Genomic DNA, 14,511 nt, shown 5'->3' with positions numbered 1-14,511 from the left:
CTTCCAAGGTTTGAACGGGTCAGGATTACTCTGGTTTGAGGGAAATGGCGATCACGCAAGGGATGTTATAGCCATTTTGGTGTTGCTCGTCGTTACCGCAGAACAACATCCGTTGCTTGCCGCTGTCGATGGCGATGGACATGGACCCTGAGTTTACAAAGAACCCGTCAGATGGGTAGATATCACCAAGTTGCCCATGGCCGTCCGGGGGCATGAAGGATTTGTCGAGTGTACCGTCATAGTTATACCGCACCGCCAGAGAGCGAGTATAGAAACCGCCAAATCCTACAATCATTTTTTTGTACTGAATCATGGCATTCCAACCACCGAGTTTTTCAAAAATCACGATATTGCCATGGTTGAATGTTTTATCGGGCTTGCCGTCAGGCGTAAGCCTATAAACGATTGGATTTGCTGCGCCAACTGACGCGTTCCAACGATACCCATATAGCAAAATCGACTCGGGTGATTGTGTAACGCTCATTCCGTTTGGAGTGATGTCCGGGTCAGATGTATGAATCCCGTTTTCACCAAACGAGGTATCGAGTTCACCGTCCTTGGTCAGTGCGCAGGTCAGGCAATGGGCTATACCGTTTGAGTGTGCAACAGCCGAGAAGACGAGGCGCTTCTGGTTGCCGGGCGCGGAAATCACAGCCATTCCCGTGCCATAAAAATATGAGTACTTCTCGGGTATCACAGCCTGGAGCAGCTGGTGACCAGCAACCCCGAACGACATGATTCTTTCACCTTTCTCATCCAATGCCAAAATACCATACTGATCGGTACTGGGGCTCGCGGTGATAATGAACCAGTTCGTTTCAAAGGAGACTAGGTGTGTCATACCAAACCTATAGCCCAGCATGTCTGTGACATTGACGTAGCCTTTGCCTTGCCCGAACGACTCATCGGGTTTCCCCGCGGGGGTCAGCTTCCATAGATATTGAGCATCATTCCGAGTACTTGCTGCCACCAAGAGGTTACCCGTGGTGTCCTCGGCCACGGCTGTTACAAAGTTGTATCTGGCAGTTTCTGTGTCGAAATGAAACTTTCCGCGATCGCCGAAGCTCGAAACTTCCTTACCATAACGATCAAGGCAGGTGATGAATACAATTAAGGTATGAGTGCCTCGGTTTTCTTGCCAAGCCGCCACATAGAAGCGGTTTTCATCGTGGCGGCTGGCAAGAATAAGTTCGGGCTCGCCTACCGAAGGGCGTTCTTTGCTGGTGAAATAGGCGTAGCCGTTGGTGCCGTAACCAAGATCGAAAGGAATCTTTTGCTCTTCAGCTTGATCATGCTCCACTCTGATTGGCGGGGGTGACGCAGGATCGCGCTGAGGAGCTGTTGGATCTACATGGTTATCGACCTCGGGTTTCTGTTTCATCACGGTGGTCCTTTGCGAGGATTATGTGCACCTCAAACTTAATTACCTGTGGGTATTGGCACAACTGGCAGAGTTGTCAGGTACTGCGCTCGTGCACAGTCACTCGCGCAGGGATTGCTCGGTGACAAAGGGTGACAACGATGAACCTTCGTTCATACAGGAACTTCCTGCCACAAACCCGCTCCTATGCCGGTAGCCATTGGTCATGGCCGCCTGATAAGCTCGCGGCTTTACCCTGATTGCCCTCATGGCGCATGAACAAGGAAATAGCATGAAACAGCATCGTTTGGCGGCTGCGGTTGCCCTGGTAGGCCTGGTCCTGGCTGGCTGCGACGCTCAGACCAGCAGCGTCGAGCTGAAGACCCCAGCACAGAAGGCCTCCTACGGTATCGGCCTCAACATGGGCAAGAGCCTGGCGCAAGAAGGCATGGATGACCTGGACTCCAAAGCGGTGGCCCTGGGTATCGAGGATGCGGTCGGCAAGAAAGAAGCCCGTCTGAAGGACGAAGAGCTGGTTGAAGCCTTCACCGCCCTGCAGAAGCGCGCCGAGGAGCGTCTGGCCAAGGCCAGCGAGGAAGCGGCCGCCAAGGGCAAGAAGTTCCTTGAGGACAACGCCAAGAAGCCGGGCGTGGTCACCACCGCCTCGGGTCTGCAGTATGAAGTCGTGAAGAAGGCCGACGGCCCGCAGCCCAAGCCGACCGATGTGGTCACCGTCCACTACGAAGGCAAGCTGATCGATGGCAAGGTCTTCGACAGCTCCATTGAGCGCGGCAACCCGATCGACCTGCCGGTCAGCGGCGTGATCCCAGGTTGGGTCGAAGGCCTGCAACTGATGCACGTCGGCGAGAAATACAAACTGTACATCCCGGCCGAGCTGGCTTACGGCGCCCAGAGCCCGAGCCCGCTGATCCCGGCGAACTCGGTACTGGTCTTCGACCTCGAGCTGCTGGCCATCAAGGACCCGAGCAAGCTGGACGCCGAGCCTGCCGAAGCGCCGGCCAAGTAATCTGGCAACTGCGATACCTGACGCCCCGTTTCGACGGGGCGTTTTCATTTGGGCCGCACGCTTGACGCGAACGCCGCGGGTGTCTCACTGTCTGAGCATGAGGTACCTTGACGCGTACCCAACCGCACGCCTGACGCAAATCGTTTGCCTGTCTGAAACGGTTGTGTAAAAAACGCCCGATCTGAGCGGGACCCTTGCCCCGTGGGCGCCCAGCGCCTGAAAACGCTGCCCTGTTCACAAGGTTATCCACAATAAATGTGGATAACCTTCCTGGCTGATGCTGGAGACACCATGAGCGCACCCTGGAATTTTGCCCGTTTCCTGCCGCTGGCCGAGCGCCTGCTCAGCCGTGGCCGCCTGCCGGCGCTGCTGTTCGCCGTGGCCCGCAAGGGCCCCAAGCTGGGCCAGTTGCGTGACGACCTGCGCCTGATGCAAGGCCTGTGTCTGGCCTGGTGGCGTGGCGAGTACCGTGCTGTAAGCCCCAAGGCGCTGGTGACCATCGTCGCTGGCCTGCTGTATTTCGTCAGCCCCCTGGATGCCATTCCGGACTGGATCGTCGGTGTCGGCTTTCTCGATGACATCGCCGTGCTGGGGTGGGTGCTGAAGACCGTCGGCGACGAGCTGGCGCGCTTCAAGGCCTGGCGCGACAGCCAATCACCCGAGCGCCTGCGGGTGGTCGAGCGTCTGCCGGACAGCCCGGAAGCGTTGCGCTTGGAACGTCCTCACCCTTGATTTTGGCCTGACCTGCACAGACTCCTGCACTTGGTCATATAATTGGCATAAGCATTATGCCGACGGATTACATGCAGTGAGGGGGTTGTATGGGTATTCAGGTCATCAGTCGGGACGGTCAGCCCGAGTATGCAGTTGTTCCCTGGGCCCAGTACCAGGCGCTGCTCGCGGCAGCCGGGCAGGCGCCAGCCAATAGCGACGAACCTCAGGCTGCAGTCACTGAAGGCCGTGGCGAAGTCATCGAGCAAAGCGCCAGCTTGCCCGCCCTGGGTGAGCTGGCGCAGTTGCGTCAGGCCAAGGGCCTGGCCCCCGAGCAACTGGCCCGCAGCGTCGGCATCAGCCCCTCGTACCTGGCCATGATCGAGTCGGGCGAGCGTGTGCCTGATGCGGCGATCCAGCGTAGCCTGGCGTGGCACCTGGGAATCGCCGGCTGGAGCGAGCCATCATGAGCCAGGTCAGGATCAGTCGTCAGCAATGGCAGCGCCTGCTGGACGAGCTCGACCTGGCCCGCCGTCAACGCCACCTGCTCACCTACAGGGCGCTGCTCGAGCGCCTGGAGTTGCCCACCCCCGCCATGCAAACCCTGACCGCCGCCCTGGAGTACCTGGCGCTGCTCGACGCGCGCGCCGAGCAGCCGCTGCGCAGTTCGCTGGTGATCAGCCAGGGGGCCAGCCGCCTGCCGCGTACCGGCTTCTTCGAGTGTGTCGAGCGCCTCGGGCGGTTTTCCGGGCCGGTCGATGGCATGGAGGCGGCGTCGTGGCATGCATCCGAAGTGGTGCGGGTGTTCGAGTTCGCTTACCCCGAAGAAGTGACGGCAGGGTAGGGCTACAGCACCCCGGTATCGATCAGGCTCAGACTGGGCCCGGCTGTATCCTTGGCCTGGCGCTTTGCCTGCGAAGCGAGATCGGCCAACTGCGCCGCATCCAGGCTGGCACAGCATTCCGGTCGCAGCAAAACCACGCCGATCGACAGCGACAGCAAGGGGAAGGTCTCCCGCTGCCCTTGGCGGTTGTGGGCGATGAAGCAACCGGCCTCCAGGTGCTCGCTGCGATAGAAACGTCGACATTCGCGTAGAAAATCATCGATCAGCTGGTGCAGGCGCTCGCGCCAATCGACCGACCCCAAGACCAGCATGAAATCATCACCGCCGATATGCCCGACGAAGTCGCGGCGCGGATCGACGCTGTCGTTCAGACACTGGGCCAGGCACAACAACACCTCGTCGCCGCGGGCATAGCCATAGATATCGTTGAAGGGCTTGAAGCTGTCGATGTCGACGTAGCACACCGCCGCTGCACGCTGTTGCTCCAGCAGGCGGGTCAGGCACTGGCGGATTGGAACGTTGCCTGGCAGCAGGGTCAAGGGGTTGGCGTAGCGGGCCTGCTGGATCTTCTGCTCGGTGATCAACTTGAGCACATCGATCACTCGACCCAGGCCCTGGTAGCGACCACCGTGGGTGATGATGAAATCTTCCTCGATGCGCTGCCGTGCGCGGCTTGTGAGCAGGCGGCTGACCTGCTGCAGCGACTGGCTGCGCTCGACTGCGAGGAAGTCTTCGTTCATCAGTCGGCTGATCGGCTTGCGGGCGAACAGGTCGGTGCCGAACGGCTGGAGCAGAACGTCGGACAACGAATGCCGATGGACGATACCGCAGGGGTGGCCCTGGGCATCGAGCACGGCCAGGGAGTTGAGATTGGCCTGGCGGCGAAACGCTTCCAGCACCTGCTGGGTCGGGGTGTCCAGCGCGACCGCAGGCTGCTCGATCAGCAGTGCGACGAGGTCGCTTCCTTCCTCGTTGGTCATCAGTGCACTGCCGTGCGCCGGGGGCAGCAGATTCAGGCCCTCGCGCGGGGGGAATTCCTGAGGGCGGCCGAGCAGGTAGCCTTGCAACAGGTCGACGCCCATGTCGGCCAGTACGGTCAGCTCCTCGCCCAGCTCGATGCCCTCGGCAATCACCTGGGCCTTCGAGGCGCGGGCGATCTGCAGGATGGAACCAACGAATTCGCGTTTGAGCGGATCCTGATGGATGCCGTCGATGAAGTGTCGGTCGATCTTCACGTAGTTCGGACGCAGCTCCGACCACAGGCGCAAGCTCGAGTAACCGGCACCCAGGTCGTCCAGTGCGATGGAAAAGCCCATGTCCCGATAGTGATGCAAGGCGTTGGACAGCAATTGGAAGTCGTCGGTGGGGGTTTGCTCGGTCAGCTCGATCACCACACGGCTGGGTTGCAGACCGACCTGCTCGAGCATCTTCAGGGTGCGCCCGGAAGGGTAGTGTGGCTCAAGCAGCGACTCGGGCGAGACATTGAGGAACAGCTTGCCTTCGAGCCCGAGCTCGCTGAAGCGTCGGCATGCGTTCTCCCGGCACAGCACTTCCAGCTCGCTCAGGCGCCCCGCCTGGCGGGCGATGGCGAACAGGTTCAGGGGCGAATGCAGAGGGCTGTTGGACGGTCCGCGGCTGAGCGCCTCATAGCCGAGGATGCGCCGCTCGGAAAGGCAGATGATCGGTTGGAACAGGCTGTGAATGCTGCGTTGAGCCAGGATGGCGCTCAAGGCACTGAGCTGTTCGGTGACGGTCATGGACTGCTTCCTGAAAATGAAAAGGCCGGACGTTTTGGCGTCCGGCCCTTCTATTTCACGACAGTGCGATGACTGTTTGATGACAGGTCACATTAATCTGCCATCACCTGGTCGAGTCGCTTACTTCTTCGCCACTTGCGAGCTCAGGCGCAGGTAGTCGAGCAGGATGCGACCGGTTTCGGCCAGGTAGGCATCATCTTCTGGCTTGGCGTCGTCCTTCTCCTCGGGCAGGGCGTCTTCGTCGACCTTCTTCAGTTCCTTGAGCGGCTCTTCGCCCTTGGCCTTGCGTCGGGTGTTCTCCAACGCCAGTTGCTTGGCCTCGATTTCGTCGTGGCGGGTACGGCGATCCTGCTCGTTGAGGCTGACGGTCTTCTCGTTCATCAGGCGCTGGGTCAGCGCCAGGCGGTCGCGGATGTAGGTGAACTCGGCATCCTTGACGCTACGGGCTTCATGCTGCGCCTTGAGCTGGGCCAGGAATGGCTTGAACGGATCGGCTGCCGGCTTGACCACTGGGCGGATGGTGTCCCATGGCATGGCTTCGGGCAGCGCGCTCTCGCCGATTTCCTTGGTGTCGATGATCGACGGGTAGTCGATGTCCGGCAATACGCCCTGGTGCTGGGTGCTCTGGCCGGAGACTCGGTAGAACTTGGCCAGGGTGAGCTTCAGCTCGCCATGGTTGAGCGGCTGGATGGTCTGGACGGTGCCCTTGCCGAAGGTCTGGCCACCGATGATCAGCGCGCGGTGGTAGTCCTGCATGGCGCCGGCGAAGATCTCCGAAGCCGAGGCCGAGAGGCGGTTGACCAGCAGTGCCAGCGGGCCCTTGTAGAAGGCGCCGGGGTTCTCGTCCTCGAGTACGTCGACGCGGCCGTCGCTGTTGCGTACCAGCACGGTCGGGCCTTTCTCGATGAACAGGCTGGTCAGCTCGGTGGCTTCCTGCAGCGAGCCGCCGCCGTTGTTGCGCAGGTCGATGACCACGCCGTCGACCTTCTCCTTCTGCAGTTCGGTGAGCAGTTTCTTCACGTCGCGCGTGGTGCTCTTGTAGTCCGGATCGCCAGCTCGATAGGCCTTGAAGTCGAGGTAGAAGGCCGGGATCTCGATGATGCCGAGCTTGTAGTCACGGCCGTCCTGCTTGAGCTTGAGCACCGACTTCTTCGCCGCCTGCTCCTCGAGCTTGACCGCCTCGCGGGTGATCGAAACGATCTTGGTGGTCTGGTCGTTCGGTGCGTTGCTGGCTGGGATGATTTCAAGACGTACCACCGAGCCTTTCGGGCCACGGATCAGCTTGACCACTTCGTCCAGGCGCCAGCCGACCACGTCGACCATTTCCTTGTTGCCCTGGGCGACACCGATGATCTTGTCGGCAGGAGCGACCTGCTTGGTCTTGGCCGCAGGGCCGGCCGGTACCAGGCGCACGATCTTGACCTGGTCGTTGTCGCTCTGCAGCACCGCGCCGATGCCTTCGAGCGACAGGCTCATGTTGATGTCGAAGTTTTCGGCGTTGTCTGGCGACAGGTAGTTGGTGTGCGGATCGTAGGACTGGGCGAAGGTGTTGATGTAGGCCTGGAAGATGTCTTCGGCACGGGTCTGGTCCAGGCGCGCCAACTGGTTCTTGTAGCGCTTGGTGAGTGTTTCCTGGATCTGCTTGGGATCCTTGCCGGCCAGTTTCTGGCGCAGCACTTCATCTTTGACGCGCTTGCGCCACAGGTCGTCGAGCTCGGCCTCGTTCTTCAGCCACGGAGCGTCCTTGCGGTCGACCAGCAGGTCTTCCTTGACGGTGAAGTCGATCTTGTCGACGCCCTTGTTCAGTTCGGCCAGGGCGAAGTCCAGGCGCGATTTCACGCGGTCCAGGTAGCGCTTGTAGATGGTGAAGCCAGGGTCGAGGTTGCCGCTCTTGAGGAAGTCGTCGAACTGCGTCTTCCACTTGTCGAATTCGGCGATGTCACTGGCCATGAAATAGCTGCGTGATGGATCGAGCAGTTTGATGTAGCTGTCATAGATGATGACCGAGCGGGCATCGTCCAGCGGAGGCTTGCTGTAGTGATGGCGCTTGAGCAGCTCCACCACGTTGAGGCTGGCGACGATCTCGTCGCGGTCCGGCTGCAGGCTGTCCCATTTGTTGGCGGCGGCCGCATTGCCACCGAGCGTGAGGCTGCCGAGGCCGACCATGAGGGCGAGGGCGGTGCTGGGGAGGAAATGCTTCATGCTGATTCGACGTGGGGGCAATTGATCACGCATAGTAGGCCGTCTTTTCCGTACGCCGGTTCCATGAAACCGGCTGAATACTGCAAAAAACCCGGGACATGGCGATCCCGGGCTCAGTCATGACTCAACTATGGAGGCACTGTGAAGGCATTGCAAGGCGTTGACGGACATGTAGCCTGGGTCGAAGCCGAACGTCCGGTTTGCGACGCGGGGCAGGTACGCATTCGAGTGGCTGCGGCCGGGTTGAACCGCGCCGACCTGTTGCAGATGAAGGGTTTGTACCCGCCGCCACCCGGCGCAAGCCCTTACATGGGGCTGGAGTGCGCCGGGGTGATCGAGGAGGTGGGTGCGGGGGCAGATTGGCGCGTGGGCGATCGGGTCTGTGCGCTGCTGGCCAGTGGCGCCATGGCCGAAGAAGTGATCGTGGATGCCCGCCATGTGCTGCCGGTGCCCGAGGGCCTGAGCCTACACGAAGCGGCCGCGCTGCCTGAGGTGTACGCCACGGCCTGGCTGAACATCTTCCAGCTCGGGGCGGCCAAGGCGGGTGAGAAGGTACTGGTGCACGCCGGTGCCAGTGGTGTGGGCTCTGCGGCCATCCAGTTGGGCAAGGCGTTTGGTTGCCCGGTATGGGTCAGCGTCGGCTCCCAGGAGCGCCTGGACTACTGCAAGGCACTGGGTGCCGCAGGAGGTGTGGTGCGTAACGAGAACCTCGACGCGCTCAAGGGGTTCGGGCCGTTCGATGTGATCCTCGACCCGGTAGGCGCGAGCTATGGCCCGCTCAACCTGGAGCTGCTGGCCCGCGACGGCCGCTGGGTGATCATCGGCCTGATGGGCGGGCGCAAGTTCGAAGTGGACCTGGCGCTGGTGCTGGGCAAGCGCCTGGAAATCACAGGTTCCACCCTGCGCAATCGTGACGATGGCTTCAAGGCCGAGTTGCTGCGCGACCTGCAGCAGCAGGTGTGGCCGCTGTTCGCCGAAGGGCGGTTGTCGCCACAGTTGGTCGATACCTATCCGGTGGAGTTCGCCCAGGCGGCGTATGCGGAGCTTGAGAGCAACCAGGTATCGGGCAAGCTGGTGATGGTGATCGACCCTGACCTGGCGTAAGCAGACCCGGCCTCTTCACGGGTGAAGAGGCCGGAACAGGGGCAATGGATCTCAGGACCAGCTCAACACAGGCCAGCCATTGGTCTGGGCATGCTCGCGCAGCACCGGGTCTGGATTCACCGCATACGGATGGTCCACCTTCAGTAACAGCGGCAGGTCGTTCCGTGAGTCGGAATAGAAGCTCGCGCCCTCCAGGTTCTCCTGCTCCTGGTCCAGCCACTCCAGCAAGCGAGTGATCTTGCCCTCGCGGTAGGTCAGCACGCCGTGGGTCTTGCCGGTGTACACGCCATTGATCGCCTCCAGCTCGATGGCCAGGTATTCGTCGACCCCCAGACGTGCGGCGATCGGCCCCACAAGATGCGTGCCGGAGGCGGAAATGATCAGGATGCGGTCGCCTTTCTTGCGGTGCTCGGCGATGCAGTGGCAAGCATCGCCATAGATGATCGGCTCGATCACATCCTCCACCCAGGGCTCGACCAGGTGCTCGACCTCTTCCAGCGTGCGCCCGGCGATGGGCTCCAGGCTGAAGGCCATGTAGTCCTCCATCTGCAGGTGGCCCTTACCGTACGCCTCCATCAGTTCATGGTCGCGACGCAGGAATTCCTTGCCGTCCACCCAGCCCAGCCGGGCCATCTGTTCGCTCCACAGCGACGCGCAGTCACCGTGGATCAGGGTTTCGTCCAGATCGAAAATCGCCAGTGCCATTGCTTGAATCTCCTTAAGCCACTTCCCGCAGCGCGGTGGGGTCGATCGACAGCGACACGCGCTGCCCGTCGGCATACAGATCGGCAGACGAGCGATTGAGCACGTCCACCACCACCTCCACGCCGCGCGACTCGACACGGTAGCGGATCACGTTGCCGAGCAGGCTGTGACTGCGGATCTGGCCGTCCAGTTCACCGTCCAGGCCCAGGCTGATGGACTCGGGACGGATCGCCAGGCGTGCGCTGACCGGGCGCTGCAGCAGGCGGCTGGCGCTGTCGGCGTCGAGCAGGTTGTAGTTGCCGATGAAACCGGCGGCGAACAGGTCGACAGGTGCGGTGTAGAGGGTTTCGGCGTCGCCGCTCTGGACGATGCGCCCCTGGTTCATCAGGACGATGCGGTCCGACATGGTCAGCGCCTCTTCCTGGTCGTGGGTGACGAAGATGGTGGTCAGCCCCAGCTCGCGCTGGATCGCGCGGATCTGCTCGCGCAAGTGTTTGCGGATACGCGCATCCAGCGCCGACAGCGGCTCGTCGAGCAGCAGCAGGCGCGGGCGGGTGACCAGCGAACGGGCCAGCGCCACGCGCTGGCACTGGCCGCCCGACAGCTGGTGCGGGTAGCGCCCGGCAAAACTGCCCAGCTCCACCAACTCCAAGGCCTCGTGCACACGCGCCTGGCTCTCCTCGGCCTTGACCTTCTGCATGCGCAGGCCAAAGGCAACGTTCTGTTCAACCGTCATGTTGGGGAACAGCGCGTAGCTCTGGAACACCATGCCGATCCCGCGCTTTTGCGGGCTGAGTGGCACGATGTCCTGGCCGTCGAGCAGGATACGGCCGCTGTCGACAGGTGTCAGGCCGGCGATGCAGCGCAGCAGGGTGGACTTGCCGCACCCCGACGGGCCGAGCAGGGTGACGAACTCGCCGCGTTCGATGTTGCAGTCGATGTTCTCGAAGACCGGGCTGCCGGCGTAGCTCTTTTGAAGTTTCTGGACACTGACGAAGCTCATCAGGATTTATCCTTGTTCAGGCGGTTGGCGACCCAGGTCAGTACCAGCACGAAGGCGAAATAGGAGATCACCAGCGCGCTGTTGAAGTGGCCGCTGCTGTTGCGCATGTTGTTCAGGTAGACCTGCAGGGTTTCGTAGCGGGTGCCGACCAGCAGGTTGGCGAACACGAATTCGCCGAACAGGAAGGAAAACGACAGCAGCAACGCCACCATCAGGCCCTTGCGCAGATTGGGCAGCACCACCAGAAGGGCGGCTTGCCAGGTGCTGGCGCCGAGTAGTTGCGCGGCGTCCATCAGGTCGCGCAGGTTGATCGCCTGCAGGTTGTTGGTGATCGCCCGGTACATGAAGGGCAGGGCGATGGTGAAATAGCAGCCGATCAGGATCCACGGCGTCCCGACCATGGCCATCGGCCCGCTGCCGTACAACTGCAGCAGCCCCACCGAAGACACCACCGGCGGCACCGCGAAGGGCAGCAGGATGAGAATGTTCATCAGCGCGTCGAGCTTGGGGAAGTGGTAATGCACCACGAACAGCAGCGGCAGGATCAGCACCACCGACAGTACCAACGCTCCCACGCAGACGATCAACGACTGGCCGAAGGCGGCGAGAAATCGCGGCTCGCTCCACAGTTGCACGTACCACTTGAGGGTCAGGCCGCTGGGCAGCAGGCTCGCCGACCAACTGGTAGCCAATGAGTAGAGCAGGGTGCCGGCCAGGGGCAACAGCAGGATCAGGAACAGCAGGTACACCACGGCGCGGTGGTACCAGCCGCCCTTGTGTGATTCAGCGCGCATGGTAGCTCCTTTTCAGCAGCCATTGATGGATCACCGTCACCAGGGTCATCAGCCCCACCAGCACCATGGCCAGCGCGCTGCCCAGGTTCGGGTCGAGGGTGATGTCGCCGGCCACCAGGGCGGCGATACGGATTGGCAGCACGTTGAAGTTGCCGGTGGTCAGGGCATAGACGGTGGCGTAGGCGCCCAGGGCGTTGGCCAGCAGGATGACGAAGGTGCCCAGCAGTGCCGGCGTCAGCACCGGCAGGCCGATGTGCCGCCAGAACTGCCAGTGGCTGGCACCGAGCACCGCGGCGGATTCGCGCCAGTCCTCGCGCAGGGCGTCGAAGGCCGGGTAGAGCAGCAGCACGCCCAGCGGAATCTGGAAGTAGGTGTAGACGATGATCAGGCCGGTCTTGGAGTAGATGCTGAAGTCGCCGAGCAGGCCGATCTCCTTGAGCGCCAGGGTCAGTGCGCCGTTGAAGCCCAGCAGGATGATGAAGGCGAAGGCCAGTGGCACGCCGGCGAAGTTGCTGGTCATGTTGGCGAAGGCGCTGACGAAGTCGCGCAGGCGCGAATCGACCTGGCGCAGCGAATAGGCGCCGAGGGTGGCGATGACGATGCCGAACAGGCTCGACCAGAAGCTGATCTCGAGGCTGCGTTCGATGGCCTGCAGATAGAACTTCGAGGCGAAGATCTTGCTGAAGTTGTCCAGGCCCCAGCCACTTTCACTTTGCAGGCTGGCGATGGCGACCCAGACCAGCGGGGCGATCTGGAAGATGATGAAGAAGATGGCGAAGGGCAGCAGGCAGAGCAGGGCCAGGTGGCGGCCGCGGTGGCTGGAATTCACTTGAACAACTCCCGGCAGACCGGTTTATCGTGGGCCGCGCCGAGCAGTTCGCAGATCGTGCCGCACAGCTCGGTCTGCAGGGGCTTGGCGGCGGGGTCGAGGCTGAAGGCGTCGCCGAAGACGAACAGCGGCACCTCGCGCTCCTCGGCCAGCAGGCCATTGTGCGAGCGGTCGTTGTTCATGCCGTGGTCGGCGGTGACCAGTACCTGATAGCCCTCTTCGAGCCACAGTGGCAGGTAGTCGGCCAGCAGGATGTCGGCGCTGCGTGCGGCGTTTCGGTACTGGCTGCTGTCCAGGCCGTGGCGGTGGCCGGCATCGTCGATGTTCATCGGGTGCACCAGCAGGAAGTTCGGGGCATGACGGCGGCGCAGGTACTCGGCGTCGGCCAGCAGGTGCGAATCGGGGTAGTGATCGGCGTAGTAGAACAGCCCGTGCTGGATCGGCAGCTTGGGCGCGTGGGTATGGCGGTCGCGGATCGGATCGAAGGGCGAGCGGTTGTACAGTTCGCTCATCCAGTGATAGGCCGCAGCTGCAGTGCCCAGCCCGGCTTCGCGGGCGTAGTGGAAGACGCTGCGCTGGTTGGACAGGCGATTGACGTTGTTGTGCACGATACCGCTGTCGATCGGCGCGACGCCGGTGAGGATGCACTCGTACAGCGGGCGTGACAGTGACGGCAATTCGCATTCCACGCGGTACAGCGCTGCGCGGTCGGCCTCGACGTAGGCATGCAGATGGCCCATGGCGTGGTGTGCGACCTGGTGGTTGAGGCCGTCGAGCAGGACCAGGATGACGTTGTGTTGCATGTTGGCTCCGCAGAGGAATGGGTCGGTACCGCGTCGTCCTTTTCGCGGGTAAACCCGCTCCCACAGGTATCGCGCAGGCCCGGAAGCTTGTGCTGCACCTGTGGGAGCGGGCTTACCCGCGTAAGGGCCGTGTCAGGCGCTGGAAAACCCCGCCGTCACTCCATCTCGATGATCACCTGCTCCTGCCACTTCTGCGGCAGGGCCTTGGAGGTCTTTTCCCAGGCGTCGGCGTTCTTGATCGGCTGGGCGGCCTGGTACTGCTCGTTGGGCAGCAGCTTGGCCTGGACATCGGCGGGCAGCTTCAGGTGCTCGGCGCGGATCGGGCGGGCGTGACCGATGGCCAGGTTGGTCTGGCCGGCGTCGCTGAAGATGTATTCGCGGGCAAGCTTGGCGGCGTTCGGGTGCTTGGCGTACTTGTTGATGATGGTGGTGTAGCCGGAAATCACCGAACCGTCGGACGGGATCAGCACTTCGAAACGCTTCGGATCGATCTGTTCGCGGTAGCTCAGACCGTTGAAGTCCCAAACCACGCCGACTTCCACTTCACCTTTCTCGAGGGTCTGGATGGTCGGGTTGGCCAGCGACAGGCGCTTCTGCTGGGCCAGTTTGGTGAACAGCTGCAAGCCCGGCTCGATATTGCTTTCGTCGCCCTTGTAGGCGATGGCGGCAGCCAGTACGCCGTTGGCGGCCTGGGCTGCGGTGCCGACGTCACCGATGGCGACCTTGTACTTGCCTTTTTCCAGGTCGTGCCAGGTTTTCGGGCGTTCGTCTTCCTTGACCAGGTCCTTGTTGATGATGAAGGCGATGGTGCCGGTATAGGCCAGCGCCCAGTGACCGTCCTTGTCCTTGGCCCACTCCGGCACTTGGTCCCAAGTGCTCGGCTTGTACGGCTGGGTCACGCCCTTGGTCACGGCGATCGGGCCGAAGGCGGCGCCGACGTCACCGATGTCGGCACTGGCGTTGTCTTTTTCAGCGTCGAACTTGGCGATCTCCTGGGCCGAGCTCATGTCGGTGTCGCTGTGCTTGAGGCCGTACTTCCTGGCCAGGTCATCCCAGGTGCCTTTCCAGTTTGCCCAGGCATCCGGCATGCCCACGCTGTTCACCGTGCCCTCCTTGCGGGCGGCGTCTTCCAGGGCCTTGAGGTCGGTATCGGCGGCCATGGCCGTGGTGCACAGGGCGATGGCCGAGCCCAGCAGTGACGCCATGAAGAACTTTTTCATCCGAAGCTCCTTTGGTGGGTGCCTTGCAATCGTTGTTATGAGCGCTGTTGTGAATGCTGTGGTGCAGACCTTGCCGAGAACCTTTGGTCTAGGTCAGCAAACCTTGAGCCAAGGTAGGCCTGTTGCATGACAGTTTGATGTAGGACGGGCCC

The 14,511-nt window shown here is 61.9% G+C and carries 14 protein-coding genes; 5 read left to right on the top strand and 9 right to left on the bottom strand.

Going from position 1 to position 14,511, the window contains the following annotated elements; all coding sequences use genetic code 11:
• Nucleotides 1-25 precede the first annotated feature (25 nt).
• Nucleotides 26-1,381, bottom strand: coding sequence for a hypothetical protein (locus AB688_RS21360; RefSeq protein WP_063545814.1), 1,356 nt, complete (start codon nucleotides 1,379-1,381; stop codon nucleotides 26-28).
• 271 nt (nucleotides 1,382-1,652) lie between these two features.
• Here AB688_RS21360 and AB688_RS21355 point away from each other — a divergent pair, with 271 nt between their 5' ends.
• The 4 genes from AB688_RS21355 (at nucleotide 1,653) to AB688_RS21340 (ending at nucleotide 3,942) form a co-directional block, all read left to right on the top strand.
• On the top strand, nucleotides 1,653-2,387 hold the full coding sequence (locus AB688_RS21355) for an FKBP-type peptidyl-prolyl cis-trans isomerase (RefSeq protein ID WP_054890905.1): 735 nt from the start codon (nucleotides 1,653-1,655) through the stop codon (nucleotides 2,385-2,387).
• 291 nt (nucleotides 2,388-2,678) lie between these two features.
• On the top strand, nucleotides 2,679-3,119 hold the full coding sequence (locus AB688_RS21350; protein ID WP_063545813.1) for a YkvA family protein: 441 nt from the start codon (nucleotides 2,679-2,681) through the stop codon (nucleotides 3,117-3,119).
• An 89-nt stretch (nucleotides 3,120-3,208) separates the two neighbouring features.
• Nucleotides 3,209-3,568: a helix-turn-helix domain-containing protein gene (locus tag AB688_RS21345; RefSeq protein WP_063545812.1), complete on the top strand. Its 360-nt coding sequence runs from the start codon at nucleotides 3,209-3,211 to the stop codon at nucleotides 3,566-3,568.
• Nucleotides 3,565-3,942 (top strand): hypothetical protein, encoded by a 378-nt coding sequence (locus AB688_RS21340; RefSeq protein WP_054890902.1) that lies wholly within the window; start codon nucleotides 3,565-3,567, stop codon nucleotides 3,940-3,942. The genes AB688_RS21345 and AB688_RS21340 overlap by 4 nt, the downstream gene beginning before the upstream one ends.
• Nucleotides 3,943-3,944: 2 nt before the next feature.
• Here AB688_RS21340 and AB688_RS21335 read toward each other — a convergent pair whose 3' ends face one another.
• Together AB688_RS21335 and AB688_RS21330 are read right to left on the bottom strand one after the other, a co-directional pair.
• Entirely contained in the window at nucleotides 3,945-5,699 is a 1,755-nt protein-coding gene (locus tag AB688_RS21335; RefSeq protein WP_063545811.1) for a bifunctional diguanylate cyclase/phosphodiesterase, read from the bottom strand.
• 120 nt (nucleotides 5,700-5,819) lie between these two features.
• Nucleotides 5,820-7,901: a carboxy terminal-processing peptidase gene (locus tag AB688_RS21330; protein ID WP_172964815.1), complete on the bottom strand. Its 2,082-nt coding sequence runs from the start codon at nucleotides 7,899-7,901 to the stop codon at nucleotides 5,820-5,822.
• A 141-nt stretch (nucleotides 7,902-8,042) separates the two neighbouring features.
• On the opposite strand from AB688_RS21330, the gene AB688_RS21325 reads away from it, so the two are divergent.
• A complete protein-coding gene (locus AB688_RS21325) occupies nucleotides 8,043-9,005 on the top strand; it encodes an NAD(P)H-quinone oxidoreductase (protein WP_063545810.1) in 963 nt (320 codons plus the stop codon).
• 51 nt (nucleotides 9,006-9,056) lie between these two features.
• On the opposite strand, the gene AB688_RS21320 is transcribed toward AB688_RS21325, so the two are convergent.
• The 6 genes from AB688_RS21320 to AB688_RS21295 all read right to left on the bottom strand — a co-directional run bounded on the left by AB688_RS21320 (nucleotide 9,057) and on the right by AB688_RS21295 (nucleotide 14,359).
• The gene (locus AB688_RS21320) at nucleotides 9,057-9,710 is read right to left on the bottom strand and encodes an HAD family hydrolase (RefSeq protein ID WP_063545809.1); all 654 of its coding nucleotides are present in this window, start codon (nucleotides 9,708-9,710) and stop codon (nucleotides 9,057-9,059) included.
• A 13-nt stretch (nucleotides 9,711-9,723) separates the two neighbouring features.
• Nucleotides 9,724-10,713, bottom strand: a complete 990-nt coding sequence (locus tag AB688_RS21315; RefSeq protein ID WP_063545808.1) for an ABC transporter ATP-binding protein — start codon at nucleotides 10,711-10,713, stop codon at nucleotides 9,724-9,726.
• Nucleotides 10,713-11,507 carry an ABC transporter permease gene (locus AB688_RS21310; RefSeq protein WP_054895577.1) on the bottom strand — a complete coding sequence of 265 codons (795 nt, stop codon included), beginning with the start codon at nucleotides 11,505-11,507 and terminating at the stop codon, nucleotides 10,713-10,715. The genes AB688_RS21315 and AB688_RS21310 overlap by 1 nt, the downstream gene beginning before the upstream one ends.
• Entirely contained in the window at nucleotides 11,497-12,336 is an 840-nt protein-coding gene (locus AB688_RS21305; RefSeq protein WP_063545807.1) for an ABC transporter permease, read from the bottom strand. Before AB688_RS21305 ends, AB688_RS21310 begins: the two co-directional genes overlap by 11 nt.
• Entirely contained in the window at nucleotides 12,333-13,139 is an 807-nt protein-coding gene (locus AB688_RS21300; protein ID WP_063545806.1) for an alkaline phosphatase family protein, read from the bottom strand. Before AB688_RS21300 ends, AB688_RS21305 begins: the two co-directional genes overlap by 4 nt.
• A gap of 155 nt (nucleotides 13,140-13,294) precedes the next feature.
• Nucleotides 13,295-14,359 (bottom strand): ABC transporter substrate-binding protein, encoded by a 1,065-nt coding sequence (locus AB688_RS21295; protein WP_054895574.1) that lies wholly within the window; start codon nucleotides 14,357-14,359, stop codon nucleotides 13,295-13,297.
• Between the last annotated feature and the right edge of the window lie 152 nt (nucleotides 14,360-14,511).

The organism is Pseudomonas putida (assembly GCF_001636055.1).
Taxonomy (GTDB): domain Bacteria; phylum Pseudomonadota; class Gammaproteobacteria; order Pseudomonadales; family Pseudomonadaceae; genus Aquipseudomonas; species Aquipseudomonas machongensis.
This window is presented reverse-complemented; position numbering and strand designations above follow the sequence as displayed.